We start from the raw sequence: 26,261 nt of genomic DNA on the forward strand, positions 1-26,261 counted from the left end.
GTCGCGACAAGTCGCAGTGGGCGCATGATCAGTACACCGAGCTTAAGACCATCTGGATCAATGCTCAGTAAATTTGTGGCCGCTTTGCTCACCGATCACGCGTATAAGTACGCGTACCGGTGAGCAAGCTATCTGGCAGAACGCTGCCGATACGCCTGGACCATTTCCTTGGTGACATCTTCCTTGAAGCACAAGGGCGCATAGCCGCCGTCGCGGTTGTAAGCACTGCGCTTGCCACAACGGCTGCCATTGCTCGCGGCGTTATAAGGGCAAGGGCATCTGCCGGGGTATTGGGCGATGGACTCCTCGATCAGGCGTTGCACGATCACCGAGTCGGGGACCCGGGTTTCCTTGGCTCCAACCGCCAGCGTGCAGGACAAAAGCAACAAGGCAACAACGTGACTGACGATTTTTAGCATGGCATTCCCTGGCCTGGTAAGTCATTCCAGCCCGTGTTTTACCATGACATCATAAAGACATCAGCAAAAATTGATTGCCTTTGGCCATCAATCGATTCAGGTCAGCCCTTAGTCTGCTTGAGTATGTACTCGTAAATCGCTTTCGGCGTATCCAGAGTCTGTGCGTCTTCATCCGAGATGCTGATGCCAAACTCGCCAGACAGCGCCATCAGCAGGCTGATGATGTCGTACTCATCTGCACCCAGATTTTCCAGGGTGTGACCGTAACCGCCATAGCCACGGCTGACCTCCTGCTCTGAAATGCCCAGTTGCTCGGCAATCATGACGTTGAGCTTGTTTCTGAGTGCTTCGTTGTCCATGATGCCCCTCATCCCAAATGTCGTAAGGCCATCAGACTGCCCAGCAGCCTGACACCTGTCAATCACCACGCTAGGGTTGCGCTAACATCAGACTCCGGCCGCCACCTGCATGGCGCCCACACGGTTCACTTTTACGACAGCCCCCATGACACACCAATCGCCTTCCCTGCTGCTCAGGCTCGCCAGAAAGCTGCCTTTTATCAGCAGGCTTGTCACGGCATTTGCCGAGCGCAAGCGACTGGCAGCCCCCGAAAGCCTGCCAGACACCGCACCGCCGATGGCCCAAGAGGCGCGGCCCGCGCCGACCGGCAAAACCACAACCGCCCGGCCCAAGGCCAGAAAAGCCAAGCCTGCCGCCCCGCCGCCCGATGCGAAGACACATGCCCCGGCCTGCCCGCATTGCCGCAAGACCATGGTCATGAAAGTGGCGCGTAGCGGCGCCAAGGCTGGCGACAACTTCTGGGGCTGTGCGGACTATCCGCAATGCAGGGGCATCAGGGCGATCTTTGCGCCGATACCGGCGCAACCGGTACGCAGCAAACCGGCAAACAAACGCCAACGCTAGCCAGAACCGCCGCGTTCATTAGCCATACCCTGTGGCCGCTCATCAATAGATGTGCTGCACGATACCGTCTGCCAGCTCGCCCCAGGCGCCGGCCACTGCGGTATTGGTCAGCACCACCAGGCTGCGCTGGGCCTGCGGGTCGACCCAATAGTGGCAACCATACAACCCGCACCAGCCCCAGCTACCCGCCCCTTGCGGCTGGCCGGCAGCCACAGGGTCAAGCAGCACCGCCGGCCCCAGGCCAAAGCCCCAGCCAGCGCCGCGACTGGTCATGGGCAGCTCGCCCAACGCGTTGGCGGTCAGTAACGCGCAACTGACCGGGCTGAGCAGCGGCGCACCGCCCAGGCGCAAGCACTCAAGCAAGCGCAGGTAATCAGCGGCGGTGCCGACCAACCCGGCGCCGGCTGAGGCGTAAGCCTGGCGGTTGAACGCCCGGCGGGCACTGAGCAGTGCCACCCCGCCATCCAGCGGCAGACGATCATGATCGCTGATCGGTTGCGGCAGCGTCGGGGCGTCCTTGTAGGCGCGGGCCAGAGAGTCGCAGGCAGTAAAGCCGGTGCTGCGCATCTGTAATGGACCTGTGACATAGCGGTTGATCGCCTCAGCCAGGTTCAGATCGCAGGCCACCTCGATGACCGCCCCCAGCACATCGGTGCCCAGCGAGTAGCGCCACGCCGTACCCGGCTCGAACAACAGCGGCAGCTGTGCCAAACGCTGCAGGTTGTCTTGCAGGCTGTGGCTTGGGTCATCCAGCCCGTCAGACACCCCGGCCCGTTGATAGGCATTGCCCGACGCTAATTCGAAACCGTAACCCAGCCCCGCCGTATGGCACAGCAACTGACGCAGGGTTATCACCGCCTCGCGACCATCGGCGAGGCGTGGGCGAAAATACCCCAGCCAGTCGCTGACAGGGCCGTTCAGGTCCAGTACGCCCGTTTCGCACAGATGCAGCACGGCGACCGAAGTCAGCAATTTGCTCAGCGACGCCAGGCGCATGGCGGTGTCGCGCTGCATGGGTCGTTGCGCCTCGCGGTCAGCCCAGCCACAAGCACTGGCATAGCGCAGTTCACCGGCCTCGGCCAGCAACAACACCCCACCGACAATCCGCCCGCTGTCGACCTGCCGCAGCCAGAAGTCATTGAGCTGCTGCACCCTCACATCCCCTGCACGGCATGGCTGAAAATCCGTTGATAGCCCTCGGCACAGTGACGCACCGGGTTGGTGTGCGAGCAGCCATCCTTGAAGGCCATCCGGCCGATCAATTCGGCATCACGCTCATCAATACCCAATGCCGCCAGTGTGTGCGGAATGCCGCAGTCGTGGCGCAATTGCAGTAACCAGTCCATGACCCCATTGAAGCCCGGTTTGGGCAAACGCAGGTCATGGGCCAGTTCGTTCATGGGTTGATGCAGCGCCGCCTGGTTGGCCACCAGCACATAGGGCAACACGATCGCGTTGAGCAGCCCGTGGTGATGGTCGTAGAGCGCGCCCAGCGACTGGGCAATGGCATGTACGCCGCCCAGCCCGCGCTGAAACGCCGCTGCGCCGAGGCTGGAGGCGACCAGCATTTGCTCCCGGGCCTCAAGGTCCTGGCCGTCGCGCACCACCCGTGGCAGGTGCTGGCGGATCATCTGCAGGCCCTTGACCGCCACGGCTTCGGCCATCGGGTGCCAGACCGGCGAGCACCAGGCTTCGATGCAGTGGGTCAGCGCGTCCATGCCGGTGGCGGCGGTCAGTGCCGGTGGCAGGCTGAGGGTCAGCCGGGCATCGAGAATCGCCACTTTGGGCATCATCCGCAGGTGCAGGATGGTGCGTTTGACCCGTGCCGCTTCGTCGGTGATGACCGCGGCGCGACCGACTTCCGAACCGGTGCCGGCGGTGGTCGGCACAGCGATAAGCGGCGCAATGCCGTCGGGGTCGGCACGCAGGTGGTTGGTGCCGATGTCTTCAAAATCCCACAGCGGGCGGTGCTGGCCGGACATCAGAGCCACGGCCTTGGCGGCGTCCAGTGCCGAGCCGCCACCAAAGGCGATCACCCCGTCGTGCTGGCCGGCTTTGTAGCGCTCAAGGCCTGCGGCGACGTTGCTGCCGGTGGGGTTGCCCTTGACCTGGTCGAACAGTGCGCACTGGCCGAGTTCGCGGCGGCAGTCGTCCAGGGCTTGCTGGATCATCGGCTGGCTGCCCAGGTCGCGGTCGGTGATCAACAGCGGACGCTGGATGCCGGCGCTGCGGCAGGCGTCGGCAAGCTCGCGGACGCGTCCGGCGCCGACGCGGATGGAGGTGGGGTAATGCCAGTTGCTGGTGTGCATGGTGCTCTCCTGCATCAGTAAAAGCCTTCGCGGCTAAAGCGGATCGCCGCCCGACCGCTCCTACGAGATATTCATTAACAATCAGAGATTTGGAGAGAATCAGAGCAACCCCACCAGCAAACGCAGGCCAAAACCGACCATGAACAGCCCGGTGATGATGTCGATGGCTTTTTTCATGCGCTGGTAGCGGGCCTGGATGGCCGGGATCGAGAACAGGGTGGCGAGCAGTACGAACCAAGAGATGGCCAACACCGCGATGATCGATACCCCGGCGCTGCGCACCCAGATGGGCAGGCCCGGTGCAGCGACGGTGGTGAACACGCTGGTATAGAACGCCAACGCCTTGGGGTTGGTGAGGTTGGTTAGCAGGCCGAAGCGGTAGGCGCGGCTCAGGCTGGCAATGCCCAGTGCGTTGATATCGCGAGGGGCCGGCGGGTTGCCGGCGCTGCGCAGGCTTTTGATTCCCAGCCAGCCCAAGTAAACGCCGCCAAGCAGTTGCAGGGCCGGCTGCAGCCAGGGCAACTGCTGGAACATCAGGCCCAGGCCGGTGACGGCCAGCAGCGCCCAGATGATACTGCCCGAGGCCACGCCAAGACCGGCACAGATGCCTTGCTGGCGCGACTGGCTGCAGGACAATTGGGTGATGACCAGAAAATTCGGTCCCGGGCTGATGATCAGCACGATAAAGGCGCCGGCCAGCGCGGTGAGCAGGGTCAGTTCGTAGGGTATCGAGTACATGGGGTCGGTCCTTGTCAGTGAGAAAACGGGGTCAACAGGCCACGGCGCACGGCGAGGCCAATGCGCCCAGGCAGTCCTGCACCGCCCGGCGCGCCTGGAGCGGCGCCAGGCAATGCGGGTCGGGGGTCGGTACGTAGTGGTTGTAAAAGCTGCTGCCTTCCACCACTGGCCCCAGCAGCCATAGCCGCGAATGTGCGCAGCCATCGGCGCGGATGGCGCGGTGTTGGTCGTTGACCAACACGCCGTCGGCGGGAAACGCCTGAGCGGCTCGGATCAGGCCCTGACGTTGCAGGTCGCCGAGCAAACCGCTGGCATTGAGGCTCAGGCCGCTGTGGGCATTGCGTGCCCGAACGATGCAGTCCAGTTGCGCAGGCACCTGACCTGGGGCCAGCAGGTGCACCACGCCGGCGTCGAGCAACGCCAGCAGGTCTTCGTAGCGCTCTTGCTGCGGGCCGCCGACCAGACGGTTGGAGAGCCCGGCAAAACGGCGGTAAAAATCCACCCGTGAGTGCGCCAGCAGGCCGTCGTGGTCAACCGCCAGGCGCAGCAGGTCGCGGTAGTCACGCCAGACTTCCAGGGCCTGGGTCAGTGGGCTGGCGCGGCGGCCCAGGCGGCTGCGAATCAGGTCTTGCTCAAGCCAGCGGCGCAGCCACTGCGGGTAATCGTCGCCCGTCCACGGCTGCATCGGCATCCAGTGCAGCGGCTCGAAAGCCCCCCACTGTCGGGCCAGTTGCGCAAACAACTCATCGCGCTGCGCCGTCTCGCGCAAGGCCTGCTGGACTGCGGGCAACCCTTGCGGCTCGGCCAGGCTGACGCTGGCCTGATAGAACACCGCGCGCATTTCATCGGTGATCAACGGCAGCAGATCGCGGGCGAAGTCCAGCCGCGCGCAACCAGACTCTGCGCGCAGCCGTTCGATAGCCTCGGCGGTGAAGAACAGCCGTGGCCAGGGCTGGCACGGCGCGTCAAAACCGCTTGGCCGGGCATGAAACGGCAAGCCACTGCGTGAATACAGGTAGATTTGCGGCTCGCGGCCGCTGGGCAGGTAGCGCCAACCGGCCAGGCCGTTATCAGCCACGTAGCGGCCGCCACGGCCTTGGGTCAGTTCGGCGATGCAATCCATGGCGCTCAGGCCCAGGCCCTCGATCGCCACCCGTGCGCCGGGTTCGGCCGGCAGCGGCGTGGCCGGCGCATGGCCGCTGGTGATGAACAATCCGTGGTAGTGATGACAAGTGCCCTCTTGGGTGGTCAGTTGCCACCCCGAACCACCGGCCGCAGGCAGGGCACGGCTCACCCGCTGCGGGTAGTGACGCACCTGCAACTGTGCCGGGCAATGCCCCAGCAGCCAGCGGTAGCTGTCTTGCAAGTACAGCCCCAGCAAACGACGCGGCACGAAGTCAGCGAAGGCCAGCGGCCGGCCCTGCCCGCTGGGGTCGACATGGCCGCGGGCGTCGAGGCGCAGATCTCGCGCTTGGCACCACTGCAGGAAGCTCGGCCCCGGCGGTTGGGTGGCCGGGTGGGCGGTGCAGAACGCAGAGATCTGCCCGGCCATGGTGTTGAGCATCAGGTAATCGGGCTGGTCACTCAGGTGCAGGCCACTGCCCGGAGTACCGGGATCGAACAGGTCCAGTTGCAGCGGCAGATGCGGGTTGGCGCGGCTCAGGGCAATGAACTGCTCCAGCAGGCTCAGCCCGCGCGAGCCCATACCGACAATGGCGATTGTGTACATGGTCGTCACCAGCGGCTGGGTTCAAAGAAAAAATTCGGCACCGGCAAGGCCCGGCCCTGCTGTAGCGCCCGGCGATACACGCGCTGCCCTACCGCCAGGTCCAGCACGCCGAGGCCAAATGGCGAGAAGATGGTCGGTTTGGCCGGATCAAGGCTGATCTGGCCGAGCATCAATTGCGCCAGGCTGCCGCTGATGAACGAGCGCTGCTGATAGTGCTCGACCGCCAGTTGCGGCGAGGTACCGGCCTTCAGGCAGTGCTCGACGTCATCGAACAGGTTGTTGGCCTGGGCGATCACTGCTGGCCCCAGATCGCGCAGCGAGATATTCAGCACCACCTGACCGGCACGCAGCAGCGGCTCATGCACGTAAGGCGTCGGCGCGGTGGTGGCGAACACCAATAGGTCGGCGCTCAGACTGGCCGCCAGCTCGACCTGCTCGGCTTGCAGCCCGTGCTGTTCGGCCAGATGGCCGATCAAGGCCGCTGCCGACGGCGCATGCGGGTCATGCACCGTGATGCGCTGGAACCGCCAGCCATCGGCAATCAACAGATCAACGATGCTGCGGGCAATAAACCCCGCCCCCACCAGTGCCAGATGGTCGGCGGCGCGGCGCTGGCCATTGCTCCACCAGGCGCCCAGCACCGCCGAGGCCGCGGTGCGCATGGCGCTGATCCGAGAGGCTTCCAGGCAGGCATAGGCATAGCCTGTGTCGGGCCGGTTGAGCAGCAATACCGCCGAAGCCCGTTGCAGGCCGTTGTCGATATTGGCCGGAAAACTGGAAATCCACTTGATCCCGGTGACCGGCTGCTCACCCTCCAGGCTGGCCGGCAAGGCAATGATGCGGTTGGCCGGCTGCCGGGGAAAACGCAGGAAATAGCTGTCCGGGTTGATGCTGCGCCCGGCTTCGTGATCCAGATAGGCCTGGCGCACGTCATCGATACAGGCCAGCGGATCAGCCGCCAGAATCTGCGCCACACATTGCCCGTCGAGCACATGAAAATCCGCCTGTGGTGTGGGCAGCCAGGTGGTGCGTGCAGGCTCGCGCCCCAAGTCTGCCAAGCTCATCGCCAGCACCTCGCGACCAAAGCGCTGCTCAACCCACGTATCGTCATACAGGGTGTCGAGGTAACGCTCGCCCCAGTCCGGCGACACCGCCACCACCACCGCCCCAGGTTCGATACGCTCGCGCCAGGCATGCACGGCGCTGATCACCGTGGCCGTCGAGCCGCCCACCAGCAGCCCGCGACTGCGCGCCAGCAGCCGAGCCATGACCACCGTGTGGGCCTCAGGGACCATTTCCAGCGCATGAATGCCGGCGGCGTCGAAGATCGGCGGACGCTGGCTGGTGCCCAGACCTGGAATGAAACGCCGGCTGGCGGGTGTGCCGAAGGTCACCGACCCCACGCTGTCGACGGCGATGATTCTGGTGTGCGGGCTGTGCTGGCGAAAATACTCAACGCAACCCATCAGGGTGCCAGTGGTCCCGGCCCCGACGAACAGATAATCGATCTGGGCAAAGTGCCCGGCGATGGCGCGGGCCGTGGTCCGCGCGTGGGCCTTGGGGTTGGCGGCATTGGCGTACTGGTTAAGCCACAGGTAACGCGGGTCGCTGGCCTGCAACTGTCGGATCAACTCGATTCGCGTGCCGAGAAAGCCGCCATTGGCGTCGGTTTTTTCGACCTGAATGACCTCGGCGCCATAGCTGCGCATCAGGCGCAGGTTATGGCTGGCAGTGTTGGGGTCGACCACGCAGGTAAAGCGCAGGCCGCGGGCGGCGCAGAGCATGGCCAAGGCTACGCCAAGATTGCCGGATGACGACTCGATGAGGATCGAGTCGGGCTGGATCAGCCCCCGCGCCTGCAGGTCGTCGACCAGCCCGCTGGCGGTCTTGAGCTTGATCGAACCGGCCGGGTTGAACGACTCCATTTTCAGATGAAAGTCCGCGCCCAGGCCGCTGACTTTGAGGAAGGTCTGGTCATGGACGATGTCGCCGATGCTGTCATACATACCGGTCACTCGCTCAAGGCCAGGGTAGTTTTGCAGCCGGCAGCTGTGACCGGGCGGGTCGATGCCTGGTGCAAGGCGCTGGCTATCCGCCCGGCGCGCAGGGCCAGCATCGAGAACGACTGGCTGTCGCTGATGCCATGGCTGCGTTCGGACAAGCCGTTGCTCCATAGCTGCACGTCGCAGGCGCCCTGGGTGTGGATGCGGTAATCGCGATCGACCACCAGCGCGCCTTGCTCGTCGGCGGCCAGCCATGGCTGCAGGCCGGCGAGCAGCGGCGGCACGCGGTACTGCTGATAGCCGGTGGCCAGGACGATGCCGTCCACCTCCAGTTGCCGGGTCTGCTGGCTGAAACGGTCGGTCAGGGTGACCTGATACGCATCACCACACAGCTGCACGCCAGTGACGTGCTGGTAGTGATGGGTGTGCAGCTGCTGACGACCGGCAACGGTGTCTTCGTAGATCAGCGAGAACAGCTTCTGGCTTTCATCCGGGTCGATGCCGGCGTAGTTGGTGGCGCGGCTATAGGCGAGAAACTGCTGGCGGGCGCCAGCGTCCAGGCTGTGGAAGTAATCGACATGCTCGGGGCCGAAGACCCGGTTGGGGAATTGCCCCAATTGAGTGAGTTTGAAGCCGGCGGTGCGGTGCACCGAGTGAATCTCGACCTGCCGATCGCGGCCGATCAGTTCCAGCACCGACTCACTGGCGCTTTGCCCGGAGCCGAGCACCAGCCAGCGCTTGGGCCGCTCACTGGCGAAGGCTTGCATATGGCTGACAAAGCCTGAGGTATGAAACACCTTCGGCCCCAGCAGGGGCTGGAACAGTTCCGGTATGTACGCGGCGCTACCGCTGGACAGCACCAGGTTGCGGGTTTCGAACGCGCCGTGCGCCGTCTCGACCCGCAGCTCACACAACCGGCCATGACGAATCACCGGTAGCACCTCGTCAATACGCGTATCGAAGCAGGTGCGTGCATCGACCTGGCGTGAGACCCAGCCCAGGTAATCGGACCACTCATGACGGCTGGCCGGGCGCCCGAGCAGGCCGAAATCAAACAACCGCCCCTTGTCCTTGAGGTACATGGCGAACGAGAAACGGCTGCGCGGGTTGCGCGGCGTCACCAGATCACGGAACACGTGGTGATTGATGTCGGTGCCGGCCAGCAACAGCTCAGGGTGCCATTGACTGTCGGCGGCTGCCTCGACAAAGCGCATGTCTACGCGGCCCAATGGCAGACCCTGTTCGCGGGCATCTTCGAAAGCGCAGGCCAGGGCAATCCCGGCAGGGCCGAAACCGATGCACAGCGCATCGACGGTGGTGGTTGCAAGACTCATCAGGAATCTGTCCTTGATTGAATAGGGGGTTAAAAGGTCGGGGTGACCGGTTGCAGGCCTTGCGGCCCGAGGTGCCAGAGCTGGGTGGAGGCATCGCGTATTTCGTTCTGCAAGAAAGCCAGCGGCCCCAGCGGGGTGGCCAACACCTCGTTGCACAAGGCGTCGAGCAAGGCGCGGCGATCGGGCAGATTGCGCCGTGCCAGCACGCCAATGCCATGCAGCAGGCGCAGGCTCTCTCGGTAATAGGTCTGCGCCGGGCTGGCGAACCACTGCCGGTGCTGGCGGGCCGCCGGGCAATCCTCGGGGCCTGGGTGAAAGCCGATGACCCAAGTGGCTTGCGGTTGGTCGCCAACCGGCTGGCCAGTGCCGAAAAACGGCGAAACGGCGTCATCGGTAAATATCAGCGGTCGGCTGCAACCGGCCCGGCGTCGAGCCTGCAGGTAGGCGCAGCTGGATTTCAGGCGCCCGGCAAACACCTCGGCGTCGGCTTGCTCGCGGTCGGTTACCGGTTGCAGACCATGGGCCAGCGCACTGTGCCGGATCGCCGCCGCCAGTGCCTGGCCGTGTGCGCTGTCATCAGCCTGCACATACAGGCGTTGCCACAAGCGGCTGATGGCCCAGGCCAACAGCTCGCCGGCCAGTTGCCGATCCGACGGGCAACCGCGCAGCACGTTGGGGAATCGGGTCAAGTCTTGCAGCGTAGCCGCCGGTGTCAGCAGCGCAATCTGGTGGCGGGCATACAGCGGCGCGGCGGCCAGCGCGGCGTCGGACGAAAAATGGCCCAGCACCAGATCGGCGCCCCACTCGACCATCTGTTGCGCCACCATGACGGCCTGCCGGGGGTCGGCCCCGTCGTCGAGCCAGTGCCACTGCACGCCGGCCAGCCCCGGTATCAGGTTGCGGCCTGCTGCCAACGCGCGCAGAAAGGTCCGTGCATGGGGAGTGACAGCCGGGTCGAACACCGCGCTGATCCCGACTTTCATGGCGGTTGGCGTCATGACGGCATACCCCGTCGCGCGTCCAGCCCGGCCCAATGCGGGTTAACCGACCGCTGCCCGTCATGCAAGTAGCCTTGAATCTGCCGGGCGGCAAGGTCGGCAATACCCGGCGCGAATTTGAAGCCCACCCCGGACAGCCCACAAGCCACGTACAAACCGCGCGGCTCATCCACAAAGCCCAGCAGTGGCCGGCCATCGGCGCTGTAGCTGTCAAAGCCCGGCACCACATCCAGCACCCTGACCCGCCCGCCGCCGGCCAGTTGGCTGACCCGTTGCCGGGCATCCTCGATATGCCGGGCATCCGGCCGCGCCAGTCGCTCCGGCAACAGCGCCCGGTCACGCAGCCCGCAACCGCTCTGCACGAGATGTGGCCCCAGCGGGATGGCATAACTGCCGCTAACCGCGTCGATCAACGGCAGCGGCCAGGCGACCTCGGTCTGGACCCTGGCCAACGGAATCGCGCGGCTTTGCAGCGCCAGCTCCGGTAACAACCGATGCGTCCACGCGCCACTGGCGAGCACCACGGTCTGGCAATCCAGGCGCGCTTCTCCCAGTTGAATGTGGGCCGAACCATCGGCCTGCCAGTCGATGAACTCGACCCGGCAATGCTCGATCAGCAGCCCATCGCGGCGCACACGCTGGCACAGCCGCGCGGTGGCACCGCGCACATCGCCGACGCAGGCATGCGGTTCGTAGAGCTCAGCGCGATCCGCACGTGCCGACCAAGGACCGAAACCCTGGACTCTGCGCAGCGGATACTCCGCGCTGGCGTAGCGCTCGATCGCTGCCTCCAGTGCACTCTCATGCGCGATATCGGCGCGATACAGCACGCCGCTACGCCGCAGCGCTCGGGTGTAGGTGTCGGAAAACGGCGCCTCCCCCATGACCCGTAGCGAATGCGCAGTCAGTTGCATCAAAAGTGGGTCCGCGTCGTACAAACGCAGCAACCCGCCGGAACTGGCGCTGGCACCGCGGCTGGCGACGCTGCCCTGCTCAAGCAGCACCACGCTCAGGCCCAGGTGCAGCAAGCGGGCGGCGATACTCGCGCCGACAATGCCGGCACCGATCACCGCGACTTGATAATCCATGTTCATGCGCAGGCCGCTCAGATTGAATAGTCAGGGGCCGGACCGCCGAACACGACAGCGTTCAGCCGTGCTTCGGGCAATGCGTAGGCATTGACGATGTCGGCGGCGGTTTGCGGGACCAGCGCCTTGCCGAACACCGCGATCAGCGCGGCGAAGTGACTGACCGGGCGGCCCGCCTCCAGCCGCGTACGGGTAATCGCGATGGTGTCGAGTAGCACCTGAGCCATGCCACGGATCGAAAACTGCTTGAGCTCGGTGGCCTTGCACCATTGCAGGCGCAGCGCTTCGAGCAGCCCGGCATCGGCGCCGTTAAAGCCGTTCCAGCCGTGCTCACGCTGATCGGGACCGGCTTGCAGCAGCGCCGGGACAAAGTCCAGGAACACATCCTGGCGCCAGCGCTGAAAGTGCTGCAGGCGAAAGTCGCCTTCGCTCTGCTCCGGCGCGACGCTGGCGAGGTACAAGCGCACACTGTCGGCACAGGCCTGGCGCGCCAGATCGCCGACCCAGATCGCGTGGTTGCGGCTGGTGGACAGGTTGAGCCCGTCGAGCTTGAGAAACTGGTTGGGCATGAAATGCTGACGGACCCGCAACTCGTCATGCACCGCCAGTTGCACCGGGTAAACGATGCAATGGCTGAAGACACAGTCGAAGCCTAGAAAATTCACCAGCGTGCCCTGCCCCGAACGCCAGTACTGGTTGAACAGCTCCGGCTGGCCAATGCGCTCGGCATACTCGCGAAACGCCGCGATGTAGCCGGCCAGGCCCATGAACCAGGTGTGCACCCGGCATGAGCCGTCGGCGGCCAGGTCCAGCCCGGCGTCGTGGGGCCGGGTCACGCCCCAGTCGTGCAAGTGTTCAAGGGTGTCGCGCAGCCAGGCGTTGAGCGGCGCACGCCACTGTCGGCCCAGCAGGCTGTCACGCAGCGGCGCCTTGAAGTCGGCCAGTTTGAGAAACGCCCGGTGGGTGCTCCTGAACTGCGGCGCCTTGTGGCACAGCTTGCAGTACAGCCCGCTCATTAGTGCGGCATCCGGCGCCTGGGCACACTGCTCGCACTGACTGGGGTCCGAGTCATGGCCGCAGTAATTGCACAGGCCACGGGCGAAGGCTTCATAGCCCCATTTGTCGCAGTCCGGGCAGTACGCCTCCTGGCTATCACGAAATTCGATGGCGCCGGCCTGTTGCAGCTTGGCAAATACCTCGCTGACCGCCTGCCTGAAAAACCGATTGTCATACGGACGCATCCAGTTATCCGGCTGGATATTCACTGCCGCCAGCGACGCCTCGATACGGTCGCTGTTGCGCCGCGCCAGTTCCACGGGGTCGACGCCCTGCTCCAGGCCCTTGCGCAGCATGTAGGACTGGTAGTCGTCGGAATAAGACAGCAGCACACAATCATGACCGCGCTGGCGCTGGACCCGAGTGAACACGTCGGCGCCCAGAAATGGGCCGGCGATATGGCCGATGTGCAGGTCGCCATTGGGCGTTGGCGGGGTGATGGTGACGATGAAGCGGCTCATGCCAGGCACCCGGTGGTGTCGTTGTGCTGGGCAAGGAAGTTGTTTACGTGATTCAGGTCCCACCAGATCACGTAGAAATGAAAGTCCTCGGCCGAGTCGTTGATTACGTAGTGGTGGGTGTGTTTCGGGATGGCCGCGATGTCGCCCTTGCTGAACGGCATCTGCTGGTCACCGATCACCAGCCGGGCGCTGCCCTCGATGGCGATGAACAGCTCCTGATCGATTTGCGTATGGGTTTGCGTAGTGGTGCCGGGGCGCACCACGCACCAGCCGCCGCCAAACGGCATCGGATAGCCTGCCCAGGGCAGCAACCGGCTGCCGTCCAGGCCGTATTCGTGCACGAGGGCGTCAAATCGGGTTTTCCGGTAAATGTCGAAGGTTTCCATGCGCTGACCCGCCTGTTTGAAGTGGGTCAAGCATGAAATTGCTGGCGCAAAGCCGCTATCGGATCGCCGGATAGCTCAGGGGCGACGCATCAATGAATTTGATCGATAACCTTCGGTCGCCAGTACTGAACGCCATCGGTTTCGTTGATTCTGTGTATCGACAGCCACCATTTCCGGGAATCAGGGGGCCTCCTTAAAATGATGGCCATAGGCAAAGCGCATTCGCGACTTTGCAACCTGATAAGTGTGGAGATTGTCATGAAATACGTTCTGTTTGCCGCCCTGTCGCTGGCCAGCCTGATGGCCTCAGCCAATGACCAGACTGCTGCTGTCGAGCAGCCGGTTGTTCAGCAATATGGCTATGGCCAGAATCTGGATATCAAAAAAGTCGTGAGCATTGAGGCACCCGAGTCCGACCTGTGTGAGCCGGTGGTGGCGAGCATGGTTTACATGGACAGCCAGGGCGTGGAGCATGAGTTGCACTACAAACGGTTGAGTGAGACCTGCTCGTCGCATGGTTGAGGCGGGTGCAGTCTTTCTTTGCGCGAGCAACCCGAGCGCCGGTTGCTGGTGAAGACGGCGGCACATTCACAGCAGATGTAGAGTTTTTACTGGCCCTTTCGCGAGCAAGCTCGCTCCCACAGGGCGGCAACAAGACAGTGAAACGTACCTAAACCGACTCAACTGATCGGCATGACCACGTAGCGTGGGGCTTAAGGTTCTGCGTTGATCGTTGCCGCCTGGTCAGCCGTTTACGTCCGAAGCAGCCAACGTTTGATCAATCTCGCCGAGCTTGGGCAGATAGATACCCAATGCTCGTCAGAAAAACCCTGGTATCCCGGTTGGAGCGCAGCCGAACGACGCGACATGTTGAGGGTGCAGTCGCCACGAGTTGCTGCATCTTCATCCGCGCTGTTTTTTTCGTACGCCACATGAACCCGAAAAACTCTGGCAGCTTCGCCAACAGGTCAGGGCAGTTCTCCGGCAAGTCGGGACGAGACCGGCCGCGCTGGAGCAGCGTTCTTAGCAGCACGCGCCAGAATCGAAGCGTCGCCGAGCGATCAATCCATATCAATAGATCGGCGCGGGCTATCCGATTTTCCCAAGTAGCTGAATGGCCCCCTTCGAATATCCAGCGCTCACGGGCCTCGACCTCATGACAAAGCCGGGTCTTCTGGTCCGGGCTTCGTTCAACCCACCCGGGCTGCCAGTGGATAGTGTCTATATGAACGACAGGCAAGCCTGTGAGCAGGCCGAGCTTACGCGCCAACGTGCTTTTGCCCGATCCAGGCTGGCCAATAATCATCACCCGCTGCATCGAAGCTCCCTCTCGCAGTACACGCCGTTTTTCCGGGGCGGCGATTTTACGTCAACGCCCAACCCGGTCAACCAGCGGCCAGCCAAGCACTAGTCGCGTCTGTACGCTCAACCTCAATAGCCATCCCGACGAGGCCACGCGGCAACCAGGGTAATCAGCAACAACCCCAGCATCGCCGGGGCAAAGCTGCCGGTGCCCACCCGCTCAAGCAACAGCGCGCCGGCAAGGCTTCGGTAAGGATGGTGATAAACCCGGCCAGGGCCAGCAGCGAACCGAGCGGCAGTCGGTCGGCAGCTTGGGTATTGCTGGTAGCAGCGGTAGATGACGTCATATCGGGCGTGCCTGGGTCAGATCGAAGACGGGCGGTTATCTTCACTGCCCTGTCGGCACGGGACAATTACGCTGGAGTTCCTGACATAGCGGACACATTTTCGCCAGTAGTTCTGCTAGCGGGCAGTTTGCCAAGCCAGCTCAAGACTTGTGAAAACAGCCGACCTAGAGCCTTCTGTGGGTCCGTTACAGGACTGAAAGTCGCGCCCGCAGCGGCTTGCGGCGCCAAACAATGCGTAACGATAGTCACTATTGATAATAGCGATGATGCTTTCGCGCGTGAGGATGCTACCGTGCGCCCCGATGATTTACGGCCCGTCGCCAGCTCCGGCGGCGGGCGCGTGCTCCATTCATCATCCTTTGGTTAGATCTGTTCGGCCACCTCACCTTGAGTGCGGTGGTCTTTTTTTGCCTACAGATTTTCACGCACCTGGTTCAGGGTTATATTCCTTTCAGTTCAAATGCATAAATTTTATATTCTTTAGGATTTTTCATGCATCAGGATAGGCTAGCCCTCCAACGGCCGGCCAGTGGACATCCAACTTTCGCGGCCAGGTATCTTTCTAGGAGCTTCCGCCACTGACTTGAGCCAGCGCGGTATCCATTGCGTGCCGATCTGTCATGTCTACCCTCCCATCCTCTGGCCACAGCGCCTGGACCCGCTTGCTGTTCGAACGTGAATTCGCCTGGCTGCGCAACCATCTGCAACGCCGCACCCAGAACCGCCATGATGCCGAAGACTTCGCTGCCGAGACCTTCCTGCGGGTGCTGCGCCTGGATAACGGTGAGCGCATCCGCGAGCCACGTGCACTGCTGACCACCATTGCCCGAAGGGTGATGTATGAAAGCTGGCGCCGTGCCGATCTTGAGCGTGCCTATCGAGAGAGTCTGGCCAGCCTGCCGCAAGAACTCCAGCCCTCGCCGCAAGACCAGTATCTGGCCAGCGAGGCGCTACAGATGCTTGATCGGTTATTGGACGGCTTGCCTGGCAAGGTCAAGGCTGCGTTTATCCATCATCATTTCGGCGGCCTGACCTATCGGCAAATCGCCCAAGAGTTGGGGGTCAGCGGGCCGCGTATTCATCAATACATGGAGCGGGCCTATCGCTGCTGCCTGCAAGTGTTGCTGGCCCCATGAGCGCGAACGATACGCTCCAACAGGCAGCCCGTTGGCTGGCCCTGATCAGCTCCGGAGAAGCCACGCCGGGTCAGCGTCAGGACTATGAACAATGGGCCCGCGAACATCCCCGCGAAGCGGCAGCCATCGGTCAGCTCACTGGCCAACTGCAAGGTTTGCAGGCGCCGGGTTTGGGGCAACTGTCGAGCCGCCAATTGGCGGCGGTGGTCGATGCAGCGGACAGCCGCCGGAGATTCCTGCGCGCTGCCGGCAGCGGTCTGAGCCTAGCATTGCTAGGGGTGCTGGCCGGCCCGCAGGTGTTGCGTGCACTGCAGAGCGGCGAACACTGGCGTACGGGTACTGCTGAACGCGGGCACTGGCGTCTGGCCGACGGCAGTCAGTTGACCCTGGATGCCTGCAGCTCAGTGCGTAGCCCCGCTGTGCGCTGCCTTGAGCTGGAGCAGGGACAAATCAGCCTGAGCATCGCAGCGGGGGAACTCTTCAAGCTCGATACAGCCCACGGCACGCTGCTCGCCCACCAAGCCCGGCTGGTAATGCGGCGTGAGCCTGGGGCCAGCCGCGTTTCATTGCTCGAAGGTTCGGCCAACTTGCTCGTTCGCGGCCAACAGCACAGCCTCAGTGCCGGGCAGCGAGCCCACTTTGATGCCAACGGGTTGCAGAGTATTGATACCGGCAGCAGTGCCGACGAGGCCTGGACCCGAGGCTTGCTGCGGGTCGAGAATCAGCCGCTGGAACAGGTGATCGGCGCTTTGCAGGATTACCGCCTCGGCGTTATCCAATTGGACCCGCGCCTGGCACCCCGCCGGGTCAGCGGGATCTATCCGCTGGACGATACCGACCGCAGCCTGGCCCTGCTGAGCGACAGTCTGGGTCTGCGCTTGCAGTTCTTCAGCCGCTATTGGGTGCGAATCAGTCCGACATAAGCTTATGCCGAACCGGTCTGAACGACCCCTTAACAAAACGCCATGCCGTTGCACATCAGAGCATCACTCATAAAGGAATGCTCGAATGCCGTTTCCCCGTACGCTCCTCAGCCTTGCCTTGGGCCTTTGCGCCCCTCTGACGGTACTGGCTGCCGACCATGAGTTCCAGATCAACCCAGGACCGCTGGCCAGCACCTTGCTGAGCATTTCCGAGCAGAGTGGCGAGGCGATTTCGTTCGACCCGCAACTGGTCGCACCTTTACAGGCTCCGGCAGTACGCGGTCGCCTGAGCAACGAGCAGGCTATCGATGCCGCTCTGCAAGGCAGCGGGCTGGTGGCACGGCCTGGCACCCACGGAATTCTGGTTGAACCGGCGCCCGCCGCCAATACACCGTTGAGCACCAGCGACCTGCCACCCGCTGCGGCGCTGGCGGTCGTAACCGTGACCTCTGAGCACCGCAGCGAAGACTTGCAACGCACCCCGTTGGCCATCTCGGCCTTCGACAGCCAGCGCCTGGAGCAGACCCAGGTCAAGAGCGTGCGCGACCTCGCAGGCCAGGTACCGAACCTGGGCCTGGGGCGCAACTCCATCGGCCATAGCACCCAGACCTATTCGATTCGCGGCATCGGCGAGTCAGACCCGATCCAGGAGGCCGCCGTGGCGGTATACGCCGACGATCTTTACATCCCGCGGGCCATCGGTTCGATGGTCGACTTCAACGACGTCGAGCGCGTCGAGGTGCTGCGTGGCCCGCAAGGCACGCTGTATGGCCGCAACAGTAGCGCCGGCGCCATCCGTATTCTGACCAGCGACCCAAGCCAGGAAACCCGGGCCCGCTATGAGCTGGAGCTGGGCAACTACAGCGCCCGCAATGCCCGCCTGCTGGTTTCCGGGCCGCTGGTCGACGACACCTTGTACGCCAGCTTCTCGGCCATGGACCTGCAACGTGACGGCACGGTGCGCAACAAGACTCTGGGCCGTGATGGCAACGACATCGACAGTCAGGCTTACCGTGGCAAGCTGCGCTGGGCACCGACTGATTCGCGCTGGGACGTGCAACTGACCTTGAGCGGCGCCTTCGACCATGGCGAGAGCAGCAGTTACACCCCGTTTGACGCCAACGGTCGTTACGACAAGTTCACTACGCAGTTGAGCTGGGTACCGCATAACCGTCTGGACCAAGGCAGTTCGGTACTGCGCGCGATCTACCAGATCGACGACCATCTGAGCTTCAAGTCGGTCAGTGCCTGGTCGGCCTTCAACCAGCGGGTCAATTCGGAAAACTCAGGGGCTGCAGCGTTCATTCAGCGTTCGTATATCCTCTACAAGCAGAACTACGCCACCCAGGAATTTCAGCTCAACGGCGATTACGACCGTTTCAATTTCAGTACCGGGCTGTTCTTCTTTCATGAGCGTTTCATGGCCGAGCGCGACAGCCTGACCCGCAACATTGCCCAGAACCGCATCGTCGGCAACGGCCTGTACAGCACAACCCGTACCGACAGCGCGGCGATCTACAGCCAGGGCAACTACAAGCTGACCGACAAGCTGAGCCTGACCGCCGGCCTGCGTTTCACCCATGAGCGCAAGGGCTTCACCTTCGCCAACTACGACATTACCACTGACCGCCAGCCCAACGGCCTGCGCTTTAGCGCCGATGAAAACCAGACCTGGAACTCCTGGACTCCGAAGCTGGGCCTGGAATATGTCTGGACCGACAAGCTGATGCAATACGCATCGGTGTCCCAAGGCTTCAAGGCCGGCGGCTACGATAACCGCGCAACCGCAGCGGCCTCAGCACAAACCGCGTTCGATCCGGAAACCGTCACCACCTGGGAAACCGGTATCAAGGGCGAGTTTTTCAATGGCCGACTGCGCAGCAATCTGGCGCTGTTCTACAACGACTACAAAGACCTGCAAGCCAGCGCGTATGCGCCGTCGATCGGCAATTTCTATGCGCGGATCAATGCCGGTGGCGCGCATACCTACGGGGCGGAGCTGGAAAACCAGTGGGCTGCCACCGATGCCCTGCAACTGACCTTGAATCTTGGTTATCTGGAAGCCTTTTACGAGCGTTTTGCCAATGCGGGTGGGCCCGGTGTGGATGCCGACGACAACCGCATGCCCTACTCACCGCGCTGGACCGCTTCCACGGCTGCCAGCTACCGGTTGCCGGTGAACCTGCCGGGCGAGCTGAGCTTCAACACCGACCTGCAATACCAAGCGCGCTCGACCACCAATGCACTTAACCAGCCGATCTACGAGCTGCCCGAGCAGTTCTTCTGGAACGCCAACCTGCGTTACATCACCGCTGACGGCCACTGGAGCGCTGGTCTGGGGGTGAAGAACATCCTTGATCGTGCCTATCCGCAAACCGTCATTTATTCAGCCTCCAGCGGCGCCCGGGCCTACGGCCTGAACGATCCGCGCACCGTGCTGTTGTCACTGAGCTATGAACTATGAAGGCGTTGATTTCAGGCGTCTTGCTCGCGCTCGCGGCTTCGCTGGCGGTGGCCGACGATTCGTTGGCTGACCTGCCGGCACGGGTAGAACTGTTGAGCATCGACAGCCTGACCCTCAGCGACCGCCAGTTTCTCACTGGCCAAAACGACGGTCAGCCCGTGCGGCTGGGTGCTGAGCTGCGCCTGCCTCAGGGCGTCGACAAGGCGCCGGTGGTGATCCTGCTACACGGTTCCAGCGGTCTGGGCGCGGGCACCGAATACTGGGCGCGACGGCTCAACCACCAGGGTCTGGCGACGCTGACTCTGGACAGCTTCAGCGGCCGTGGGCTGGTCAATGTATCGAAGGATCAGGCCAGTCTGGGCCGCCTGAACATGGTGCTGGACAGTTATCGCGCGCTACAGGCCCTGCAACAGCACCCGCGCGTTGATGGTCAGAAGGTCGCGCTGTTGGGGTTTTCCCGGGGCGGTCAGGCAACCCTGTACGCCAGCCTGTTACGCTTCCAGACGTTGTGGGGTGGCGAGAACGGTTTCAAAGGCTTCTTTGCCTTCTATCCCGATTGTGCAACCCGTTACCAGCAGGATAACCGCCTGCAAGCCGCACCGGTTCGGGTGTTCCATGGTCTTGCCGATGATTACAACGGTATAGAGCGCTGTGCCGAATACGTCACCCGCCTGCAACAGACGGGTCAGGATGTGAAGCTGTATCCCTACGCCGATGGCCAACACGGTTTCGATTACCCTTTGCCGCTCACCACGCGGGTCTCTCAGGGAGCACAAAGCGCCCGGCTGTGCCGAATCGAAGAACAACGGGCCGGCGAGTTGGTTAACCGCGACACCGGGCAGCCGTTCAGTTTTGCCGATTCTTGTGTGCGCACTGCGCCCCATGTGGGCGCCAACCAGGTATCGGGGGGTTTGGCACGCACCGATGCGCTAAGGGAGATCTGCCAGGTGCTCGGCTGCCGGGAGGCTCAGAGTTCCAGATGATCCACCACCCGCCGCCGCTCGTTATCGCTGCGCATGTCGTAGCTGGCGGTGGTCGCGATGTGGGTGTGGTGGGCGAGTTTCTGGGCGATGGACAGGTCGAACTCTTCGATGACCCGGGTGATGAACGAGCGCCGGAAGTCGTGGGGCATGATGTTCACGCCCACCTGCCGACCGCGCTGGCGGGCGATGAAGTAAATGGCGTGCTTGGTGATGCGCTCGCGGGTGATGTGGCTGCCACGGCGGATGCGGTTGAACAGAAAGGCGTCGTCTGCCTGGCCGGCCGGCAGTTGCTCGCGGCGCAGTGCCAGCCAGCCTTGCAGCGCCTCGAAGGCCCAGGCCGGGGCGTACTTGATCAGTTGCTTGTTGCCTTTGCCTTGCACGCGCAGGCAACGCTGCTCAAAGTCCACTTGGTTAAGATCGATGTTCACCGACTCTGACTTGCGCATCCCGGAACCGTACAAAATGGCGATAATCGCCGCATCGCGCCGACCTTGCGGGCGCGGGTCGGCGGCGCAGACGTCCATCAACTCGCGAATCAGATTACGGCGGATGTTGCTGCCGCGGCTCAGGCGGCTGCCGGCCATGGGTTTGACCGAGCGGATTTTCAGCAAATGATCATGGCTGATCAAGTCCTGGCGCCAGGCTTCGTTCATCACCCCGCGAATGGCATTGACGTATAGCGAGGTGGTATTGGGCGCGTAGTCATCGTCACGCAGGGTCGCTACCAGGGCGGTGATGTGCCCTGGCTGCAAGGTGTGCCAGGGCACTTCGAAGATGTCGGCGTCGGTCAGCCCCAGCCGGTCAGCAGCGTCCTGCAGCACGTAGCGCATGGTTTGCCGGCTCGACGGAGCCAGGCGTGCCATGTACAGACGCAGCGGATTGCTGATGTCAGGCAGCGCAAGGGAGGTAGCAGGCTGGTCGGTCACGGCTGAAGTCTTCTTTTATTTCACAATGGTTTTCTGGTGGATGTCGCTCACCTGCAAGGTCACGGAAGCTGCTTTGCCTGCATTCGTTGGCAAGCCAACGCTCGTCAAAAAAGACCACAACCTTTTGTTTTGCAAGGAGTACACCGTAGGAGCTGGATCTGCCGCGGAGGGTTTCCCGCTGGAGGCGGCGCTACCGCGGTGCGTGTTTGTTGCGCGACAGCGCGGCGCCGAGGCGGCGGGCGATCGCCCACTGGAAAAGGGTTTAGCACTTTCAACGATTCACATCGACCACCACCCGACCACGCACTTCACCAGCGATCAGCCGCGGCGCCAGGTCGATGACTTCGCTCAGGCCCACTTCATGACTGATCAGCGGCAGCAGCGTCGGGTCCAGGTCGCGGGCCAGCCGTGACCAGGCTTCGATCCGGTCTTGTTTGGGGCGATTGACGCTGTCGATACCGGCCAGGGTGACGCCGCGCAAGATGAACGGTGCGACGCTGCCGGGAAAATCCATGCCTTGGGCCAAACCACATGCCGCGACGATGCCGCGATAACGCGTCGCGGCGCAGGCGTTGACCAGGGTATGGCTGCCCAACGAGTCGACCACCGCCGACCAGCGCTCTTTGAGCAGCGGCCGCCCGGGCTGATTGAGTTCGTTGCGGTCGATGATCGCGGCGGCGCCCAGTTGCTGGAGATAGTCGCTTTCTTGCGGCCGCCCTGTGGAGGCCACCACCTGATAGCCCAGCCGTGCCAGCAGCGCCACCGCGAAACTGCCCACGCCACCGTTGGCGCCGGTGACCAGCACTTCACCATCGGCGGGTTTAACGCCGTGTTTCTCCAGGGCAATCACACTGAGCATCGCGGTATAGCCGGCGGTACCGATCGCCATCGCCTGAGCGCAGGTGAAGGCCTCAGGCAATGCAATCAGCCAGTCACCCTTGAGCCGCGCACGCTGAGCCAGACCGCCCCAATGGCTTTCACCGACGCCCCAGCCATTGAGCAGCACCTTGTCGCCCGGCTTGAAGTCCGGGCTGTCGCTGGCAATCACGCTACCGGCAAGGTCTACACCCGGCACCATCGGGAAACGCTTGATGATCGGACTGCTGCCGGTCAGGGCCAGGGCGTCTTTATAGTTCAGGGTGCTATGGGAGACCTGCAGCGTCACATCCCCCTCAGGCAACGCCTGCTCATGCAGCTCGCGGAGGCTGACGTGGTAGCCGGTGTCATCCTTGTCGATCAGGATGCCTTTGAATGATTCATCTGCCATGTCGCCTCCGAATTAGACCGAACGTTTTAAATACGTCGAAGGGTCACTGCGGCAAGCCGCGCAGGAACCCGGCAATGAAGGTGTTCAAGGGTGCGTCGCCTTTTACCAGCCGGGCGCGCAGCACCGCACCTTCCCAGCCGATCCAGAAAAACGCCGCCAGCTCGTCGCAATTGGCACTGCGCGGCAACTCACCGGCCGTTTGTGCACTGCGCAGGCACGTCGCAAGGCGAGCCTGCCAATCCAGTTGAATCTGTTCCAGCAGCGGCCGGAAGCTCTCGGGCAGCACGCTGATTTCCTGACCGAGGTTACCGACCATGCAGCCTCGCCGGTAATCGTGACGCGCCATGCCGGCCTTGGCGGCCTGGACAAAACTGACCAGCCGCTCCAAGGGTGACAAGGCATCGTTGAGCAAGTGCTGATCGAGCAGGTGGGCGAAATAGTCGGCGTAGTGTTCAAGCACCACGAGGACAAACGCTTCCTTGCTGGGGAAGTAGTTATAGAAAGAGCCCTTGGGAATGGCGACCTGCTTGAGCAGAAAGTCCAGCCCCGTGGCGGTAAAGCCCTGCTCGGTGAGCACCTCAAGACCGCGACGGATCAAGACCTCGCGGGTTTCGAGGTTATCGCGATCGAGCTTGGGCGGACGCCCCGGACGCCGGGGCTTGATGATGGGTTCGTTCATGAGAATAGATATTAGACTGAGCGTTTTAAAAGTCAATCAGGTTGTTTCGAGAGCATTTGCTGAGCCGTCACTTTGAAATCAGCACTTCCCTGCCTATGAGTTATCGCTATATATTTCTGCTTATAGCGAAAACCCTGAACTGATTCGAGCCACACCCACACTACTTTTTGCCGGAGCTGTTTGATGAGTGCATTTGCGTTGCGCGTCGCGTTCAAGTCCCTTGCTGTGGCCGCTGTAGTCTGGGGCGCGATGCCGGCCTACGCCGATGAAGTCCAGGTAGCGGTCGCCGCCAACTTCACCGCTCCGATCCAGGCGATCGCCAAGGATTTCGAAAAAGACACCGGGCACAAGCTGGTTGCGGCCTTCGGTTCCACCGGCCAGTTCTACACCCAAATCAAAAACGGCGCGCCGTTCGAGGTGTTCCTGGCCGCCGACGACAGCACCCCGGCAAAACTTGAGCAAGAAGGCGACATCGTCACAGGCTCGCGCTTCACCTATGCAATCGGCACCCTGGCACTGTGGTCGGCCAAAGAAGGTTACGTCGATGCCAAGGGCGATATTCTCAAGGCCAATAGCTGGCAACACCTGTCCATCGCCAACCCGAAAACGGCTCCTTATGGCCTGGCGGCCACCCAGGTCCTGGCCAAGCTGAACCTGAGCGAATCGACCAAAGCCAAACTGGTCGAAGGCCAGAACATCACCCAGGCTTATCAGTTCGTTTCCACCGGCAATGCCGAGATCGGTTTCGTCGCGCTGTCGCAGATCTACAAGGATGGCAAGCTGAGCAGCGGCTCGGCATGGATCGTACCGGCCAACCTGCATGAGCCGATCAAACAGGATGCGGTGATCCTCACCAAAGGCCGGGACAATGCCGCCGCCAAGGCGCTGGTCGAGTACATAAAAGGCCCAAAAGCCGCAGCGGTGATCAAATCATTCGGATATGAGCTGTAAATGCCGTTAGACAGCAGCGATCTGGGCGCGATCTGGCTGACCTTCAAGCTGGCCTCGCTGACCACCCTGATTCTTATGGTGGTCGGCACGCCCATCGCACTGTGGCTGACGCATACCCGCTCGTGGCTCAAGGGCCCGATCGGTGCTGTGGTGGCCCTGCCTCTGGTGCTGCCACCCACGGTGATCGGCTTTTATCTGCTATTGCTGATGGGCCCGCACGGCTATGTCGGGCAACTGACCCAGAGCCTGGGGCTTGGCACCCTGACCTTCAGTTTTGCCGGTCTGCTGGCCGGCTCGGTGGTGTATTCGCTGCCCTTTGTCGTGCAACCGCTACAGAATGCGTTTTCAGCCATGGGCAAACGCCCTCTGGAAGTGGCCGCGACGCTGCGCGCCGGGCCGTGGGACACGTTCTTTCACGTTATCCTGCCACTGGCCAAACCCGGTTACCTGACGGGCGCAATTTTAGGATTCGCGCATACGGTTGGAGAGTTCGGGGTGGTATTAATGATCGGCGGTAATATTCCGGACAAGACCCGTGTCGTATCGGTACAGATTTTCGATCATGTCGAATCCATGGCTTATGAACAGGCCCACTGGCTGGCGGGTATCATGCTGGTGTTTTCTTTCCTGGTTCTGTTGGCGCTTTACTCCAGCGGCAAGAACAAAAGCGTCTGGAGTTGAGTGATGAGCGACGGCTTGCAGATTCGCCTGAAGCTGGCGTTTAGCGACTTTGCCCTGGATGTAGACCTCGACCTGCCTGGCCAGGGCGTTACCGCACTGTTCGGGCATTCAGGCTCGGGCAAGACCACCTGCCTGCGTTGCGTGGCCGGCCTGGAACAGGCCGCCAGCGCGTTCATCCAGGTCAATGGCGAGGTCTGGCACGACACGGCACGGCGCACTTTCGTGCCCACCTACAAACGCGCGCTGGGTTATGTGTTTCAGGAGGCCAGCCTGTTCGCTCATTTGAGCGTGCGCGGCAATCTGGAGTTTGGCCAGAAACGCGTGGCGACCACGCAGCGCGTCGTGCAGATGGACCAGGCAGTCGAACTGATGGGCATCGGTCACTTGCTGGACCGGCAACCGGACAAACTGTCTGGCGGTGAACGGCAAAGGGTGGGGATTACCCGCGCCCTGTTGACCAGCCCGCGCTTGTTACTGCTCGATGAGCCACTGGCGGCGCTCGATGGCAAGCGCAAGGCGGAGATCCTGCCGTATCTGGAGCGCCTGCACAGCGAACTGCGCATCCCGATGCTGTATGTCAGCCACTCTCAAGACGAAGTCGCGCGGCTGGCTGACCATCTGGTACTGATGAGCGAAGGCCAGGCCATCGCCAGCGGCCCGTTGCAGCAAACCCTGGCGCGTCTTGACTTGCCGATCGCCATGCAAGCGGATGCCGGGGTAGTGATTGAGGGCGTAACTGGCGGTTATGACCCTGACTACCAGTTGCTGACCCTGAACCTGCCCGGCAGCAACCAGACGATGCGTATCGCCCATGCCCCGCAGGCGGTCGGCAGCCGCCTGCGGTTCAAGGTGCAGGCCCGCGACGTGAGCCTGACCCGGCAACCCGACGAACACAGCAGCATCCTCAACCGCCTGCCGGTGGTGGTGATCAAAGAGGTCGCGGCGGACCACCCGGCGCATGTCATGGTCCAGCTTGATGCCGGTGGCACCTTGCTGCTGGCGCGGATCACCCGCTACTCCCGCGACCTGCTGCAACTGCAGCCCGGTCAGCCGCTGTGGGCGCAGATCAAGAGCGTCGCCGTACTGGCCTGACGGCCTTTTCCTGCACATTTTGTCGTCAGGCTCTGGCCATCGCGGAGCCTGGGCCTGACTGCCTC

General features: G+C 62.6%; 25 protein-coding genes. 9 read left to right on the top strand and 16 right to left on the bottom strand.

Translation table 11 applies throughout. The annotated features are described in order from the left end of the window. Positions 1–128: 128 nt before the first annotated feature. Positions 129–419 (bottom strand): hypothetical protein, encoded by a 291-nt coding sequence (locus NRB16_RS24230; protein ID WP_045490709.1) that lies wholly within the window; start codon positions 417–419, stop codon positions 129–131. A 101-nt stretch (positions 420–520) separates the two neighbouring features. Further along, complete coding sequence (locus NRB16_RS24235) at positions 521–778, bottom strand: acyl carrier protein (RefSeq protein ID WP_045490707.1); 258 nt, start codon at positions 776–778, stop codon at positions 521–523. 145 nt (positions 779–923) lie between these two features. Between NRB16_RS24235 and NRB16_RS24240 the strand changes: the two genes are divergently transcribed. After that, positions 924–1,343, top strand: a complete 420-nt coding sequence (locus NRB16_RS24240; RefSeq protein ID WP_257107105.1) for a topoisomerase — start codon at positions 924–926, stop codon at positions 1,341–1,343. Between the two features lie 42 nt (positions 1,344–1,385). On the opposite strand, the gene NRB16_RS24245 is transcribed toward NRB16_RS24240, so the two are convergent. The 10 genes from NRB16_RS24245 to NRB16_RS24290 form a co-directional block, all read right to left on the bottom strand. Continuing rightward, positions 1,386–2,495, bottom strand: coding sequence for a serine hydrolase domain-containing protein (locus NRB16_RS24245; protein ID WP_257107106.1), 1,110 nt, complete (start codon positions 2,493–2,495; stop codon positions 1,386–1,388). A gap of 2 nt (positions 2,496–2,497) precedes the next feature. Next, entirely contained in the window at positions 2,498–3,652 is a 1,155-nt protein-coding gene (locus NRB16_RS24250) for an iron-containing alcohol dehydrogenase (RefSeq protein ID WP_257107107.1), read from the bottom strand. A gap of 99 nt (positions 3,653–3,751) precedes the next feature. Beyond that, complete coding sequence (locus NRB16_RS24255; RefSeq protein ID WP_045490700.1) at positions 3,752–4,390, bottom strand: LysE family transporter; 639 nt, start codon at positions 4,388–4,390, stop codon at positions 3,752–3,754. 31 nt (positions 4,391–4,421) lie between these two features. After that, positions 4,422–6,119, bottom strand: a complete 1,698-nt coding sequence (locus NRB16_RS24260; RefSeq protein ID WP_257107108.1) for an FAD/NAD(P)-binding protein — start codon at positions 6,117–6,119, stop codon at positions 4,422–4,424. A 5-nt stretch (positions 6,120–6,124) separates the two neighbouring features. After that, positions 6,125–8,125: a 2,3-diaminopropionate biosynthesis protein SbnA gene (gene sbnA / locus NRB16_RS24265; RefSeq protein WP_257107109.1), complete on the bottom strand. Its 2,001-nt coding sequence runs from the start codon at positions 8,123–8,125 to the stop codon at positions 6,125–6,127. Between the two features lie 5 nt (positions 8,126–8,130). Continuing rightward, on the bottom strand, positions 8,131–9,456 hold the full coding sequence (locus NRB16_RS24270; protein ID WP_045490696.1) for a SidA/IucD/PvdA family monooxygenase: 1,326 nt from the start codon (positions 9,454–9,456) through the stop codon (positions 8,131–8,133). Positions 9,457–9,485: 29 nt separating this feature from the next. After that, positions 9,486–10,454 carry an ABC transporter substrate-binding protein gene (locus NRB16_RS24275; protein WP_257107110.1) on the bottom strand — a complete coding sequence of 323 codons (969 nt, stop codon included), beginning with the start codon at positions 10,452–10,454 and terminating at the stop codon, positions 9,486–9,488. After that, positions 10,451–11,548, bottom strand: a complete 1,098-nt coding sequence (locus tag NRB16_RS24280) for an NAD(P)/FAD-dependent oxidoreductase (protein WP_373568504.1) — start codon at positions 11,546–11,548, stop codon at positions 10,451–10,453. The genes NRB16_RS24275 and NRB16_RS24280 overlap by 4 nt, the downstream gene beginning before the upstream one ends. Before the next feature lie 11 nt (positions 11,549–11,559). Continuing rightward, on the bottom strand, positions 11,560–13,059 hold the full coding sequence (locus tag NRB16_RS24285; RefSeq protein ID WP_257107112.1) for a methionine--tRNA ligase: 1,500 nt from the start codon (positions 13,057–13,059) through the stop codon (positions 11,560–11,562). Next, positions 13,056–13,445, bottom strand: a complete 390-nt coding sequence (locus NRB16_RS24290) for a cupin domain-containing protein (protein ID WP_253117168.1) — start codon at positions 13,443–13,445, stop codon at positions 13,056–13,058. The genes NRB16_RS24285 and NRB16_RS24290 overlap by 4 nt, the downstream gene beginning before the upstream one ends. 258 nt (positions 13,446–13,703) lie before the next feature. On the opposite strand from NRB16_RS24290, the gene NRB16_RS24295 reads away from it, so the two are divergent. Beyond that, positions 13,704–13,967 carry a DUF2790 domain-containing protein gene (locus NRB16_RS24295; protein ID WP_045490686.1) on the top strand — a complete coding sequence of 88 codons (264 nt, stop codon included), beginning with the start codon at positions 13,704–13,706 and terminating at the stop codon, positions 13,965–13,967. 256 nt (positions 13,968–14,223) lie between these two features. On the opposite strand, the gene NRB16_RS24300 is transcribed toward NRB16_RS24295, so the two are convergent. After that, entirely contained in the window at positions 14,224–14,763 is a 540-nt protein-coding gene (locus NRB16_RS24300; protein ID WP_253139582.1) for an AAA family ATPase, read from the bottom strand. Between the two features lie 951 nt (positions 14,764–15,714). Here NRB16_RS24300 and NRB16_RS24305 point away from each other — a divergent pair. The 4 genes from NRB16_RS24305 (at position 15,715) to NRB16_RS24320 (ending at position 20,600) form a co-directional block, all read left to right on the top strand. Then, positions 15,715–16,230, top strand: coding sequence for a sigma-70 family RNA polymerase sigma factor (locus tag NRB16_RS24305; protein WP_257107113.1), 516 nt, complete (start codon positions 15,715–15,717; stop codon positions 16,228–16,230). Continuing rightward, positions 16,227–17,153, top strand: coding sequence for a FecR domain-containing protein (locus NRB16_RS24310; RefSeq protein ID WP_257107114.1), 927 nt, complete (start codon positions 16,227–16,229; stop codon positions 17,151–17,153). Before NRB16_RS24305 ends, NRB16_RS24310 begins: the two co-directional genes overlap by 4 nt. An 85-nt stretch (positions 17,154–17,238) precedes the next feature. Further along, the gene (locus NRB16_RS24315) at positions 17,239–19,617 is read left to right on the top strand and encodes a TonB-dependent receptor (protein WP_257107115.1); all 2,379 of its coding nucleotides are present in this window, start codon (positions 17,239–17,241) and stop codon (positions 19,615–19,617) included. After that, on the top strand, positions 19,614–20,600 hold the full coding sequence (locus tag NRB16_RS24320) for a dienelactone hydrolase family protein (protein WP_257107116.1): 987 nt from the start codon (positions 19,614–19,616) through the stop codon (positions 20,598–20,600). Before NRB16_RS24315 ends, NRB16_RS24320 begins: the two co-directional genes overlap by 4 nt. Here NRB16_RS24320 and xerC read toward each other — a convergent pair. The 3 genes from xerC to NRB16_RS24335 all read right to left on the bottom strand — a co-directional run bounded on the left by xerC (position 20,585) and on the right by NRB16_RS24335 (position 23,472). Then, complete coding sequence (gene xerC / locus NRB16_RS24325; protein ID WP_257107171.1) at positions 20,585–21,463, bottom strand: tyrosine recombinase XerC; 879 nt, start codon at positions 21,461–21,463, stop codon at positions 20,585–20,587. The two genes, NRB16_RS24320 and xerC, sit on opposite strands and share 16 nt — an antisense overlap. Positions 21,464–21,797: 334 nt before the next feature. Further along, on the bottom strand, positions 21,798–22,793 hold the full coding sequence (locus NRB16_RS24330) for an MDR family oxidoreductase (protein WP_257107117.1): 996 nt from the start codon (positions 22,791–22,793) through the stop codon (positions 21,798–21,800). Positions 22,794–22,836: 43 nt separating this feature from the next. Continuing rightward, positions 22,837–23,472 (bottom strand): TetR/AcrR family transcriptional regulator, encoded by a 636-nt coding sequence (locus NRB16_RS24335; protein WP_045490658.1) that lies wholly within the window; start codon positions 23,470–23,472, stop codon positions 22,837–22,839. 249 nt (positions 23,473–23,721) lie between these two features. Here NRB16_RS24335 and modA point away from each other — a divergent pair, with 249 nt between their 5' ends. Genes modA through modC form a run of 3 tightly spaced genes read left to right on the top strand, consistent with a single transcriptional unit; the run spans position 23,722 to position 26,196 of the window. Continuing rightward, positions 23,722–24,423: a molybdate ABC transporter substrate-binding protein gene (modA, locus tag NRB16_RS24340; protein WP_257107172.1), complete on the top strand. Its 702-nt coding sequence runs from the start codon at positions 23,722–23,724 to the stop codon at positions 24,421–24,423. After that, positions 24,424–25,104: a molybdate ABC transporter permease subunit gene (gene modB, locus NRB16_RS24345; protein ID WP_045490654.1), complete on the top strand. Its 681-nt coding sequence runs from the start codon at positions 24,424–24,426 to the stop codon at positions 25,102–25,104. Between the two features lie 3 nt (positions 25,105–25,107). Then, positions 25,108–26,196, top strand: coding sequence for a molybdenum ABC transporter ATP-binding protein (gene modC / locus NRB16_RS24350; RefSeq protein WP_257107119.1), 1,089 nt, complete (start codon positions 25,108–25,110; stop codon positions 26,194–26,196). Positions 26,197–26,261 lie beyond the last annotated feature (65 nt).

The sequence above is a fragment of the Pseudomonas sp. LJDD11 genome (assembly GCF_024584215.1).
Classification (GTDB): Bacteria; Pseudomonadota; Gammaproteobacteria; order Pseudomonadales; family Pseudomonadaceae; genus Aquipseudomonas.

Coding starts and splice junctions, on each gene's coding strand:
- NRB16_RS24230 (WP_045490709.1), bottom strand. CDS start 419: ATGCTAAAAATCGTCAGTCACGTTGTTGCCTTGTTGCTTTTGTCCTGC.
- NRB16_RS24235 (WP_045490707.1), bottom strand. CDS start 778: ATGGACAACGAAGCACTCAGAAACAAGCTCAACGTCATGATTGCCGAG.
- NRB16_RS24240 (WP_257107105.1), top strand. CDS start 924: ATGACACACCAATCGCCTTCCCTGCTGCTCAGGCTCGCCAGAAAGCTG.
- NRB16_RS24250 (WP_257107107.1), bottom strand. CDS start 3,652: ATGCACACCAGCAACTGGCATTACCCCACCTCCATCCGCGTCGGCGCC.
- NRB16_RS24255 (WP_045490700.1), bottom strand. CDS start 4,390: ATGTACTCGATACCCTACGAACTGACCCTGCTCACCGCGCTGGCCGGC.
- NRB16_RS24260 (WP_257107108.1), bottom strand. CDS start 6,119: ATGTACACAATCGCCATTGTCGGTATGGGCTCGCGCGGGCTGAGCCTG.
- sbnA (WP_257107109.1), bottom strand. CDS start 8,125: ATGTATGACAGCATCGGCGACATCGTCCATGACCAGACCTTCCTCAAA.
- NRB16_RS24270 (WP_045490696.1), bottom strand. CDS start 9,456: ATGAGTCTTGCAACCACCACCGTCGATGCGCTGTGCATCGGTTTCGGC.
- NRB16_RS24275 (WP_257107110.1), bottom strand. CDS start 10,454: ATGACGCCAACCGCCATGAAAGTCGGGATCAGCGCGGTGTTCGACCCG.
- NRB16_RS24280 (WP_373568504.1), bottom strand. CDS start 11,548: ATGAACATGGATTATCAAGTCGCGGTGATCGGTGCCGGCATTGTCGGC.
- NRB16_RS24285 (WP_257107112.1), bottom strand. CDS start 13,059: ATGAGCCGCTTCATCGTCACCATCACCCCGCCAACGCCCAATGGCGAC.
- NRB16_RS24290 (WP_253117168.1), bottom strand. CDS start 13,445: ATGGAAACCTTCGACATTTACCGGAAAACCCGATTTGACGCCCTCGTG.
- NRB16_RS24295 (WP_045490686.1), top strand. CDS start 13,704: ATGAAATACGTTCTGTTTGCCGCCCTGTCGCTGGCCAGCCTGATGGCC.
- NRB16_RS24300 (WP_253139582.1), bottom strand. CDS start 14,763: ATGCAGCGGGTGATGATTATTGGCCAGCCTGGATCGGGCAAAAGCACG.
- NRB16_RS24305 (WP_257107113.1), top strand. CDS start 15,715: ATGTCTACCCTCCCATCCTCTGGCCACAGCGCCTGGACCCGCTTGCTG.
- NRB16_RS24310 (WP_257107114.1), top strand. CDS start 16,227: ATGAGCGCGAACGATACGCTCCAACAGGCAGCCCGTTGGCTGGCCCTG.
- NRB16_RS24315 (WP_257107115.1), top strand. CDS start 17,239: ATGCCGTTTCCCCGTACGCTCCTCAGCCTTGCCTTGGGCCTTTGCGCC.
- NRB16_RS24320 (WP_257107116.1), top strand. CDS start 19,614: ATGAAGGCGTTGATTTCAGGCGTCTTGCTCGCGCTCGCGGCTTCGCTG.
- xerC (WP_257107171.1), bottom strand. CDS start 21,463: ATGGCACGCCTGGCTCCGTCGAGCCGGCAAACCATGCGCTACGTGCTG.
- NRB16_RS24330 (WP_257107117.1), bottom strand. CDS start 22,793: ATGGCAGATGAATCATTCAAAGGCATCCTGATCGACAAGGATGACACC.
- NRB16_RS24335 (WP_045490658.1), bottom strand. CDS start 23,472: ATGAACGAACCCATCATCAAGCCCCGGCGTCCGGGGCGTCCGCCCAAG.
- modA (WP_257107172.1), top strand. CDS start 23,722: ATGCCGGCCTACGCCGATGAAGTCCAGGTAGCGGTCGCCGCCAACTTC.
- modB (WP_045490654.1), top strand. CDS start 24,424: ATGCCGTTAGACAGCAGCGATCTGGGCGCGATCTGGCTGACCTTCAAG.
- modC (WP_257107119.1), top strand. CDS start 25,108: ATGAGCGACGGCTTGCAGATTCGCCTGAAGCTGGCGTTTAGCGACTTT.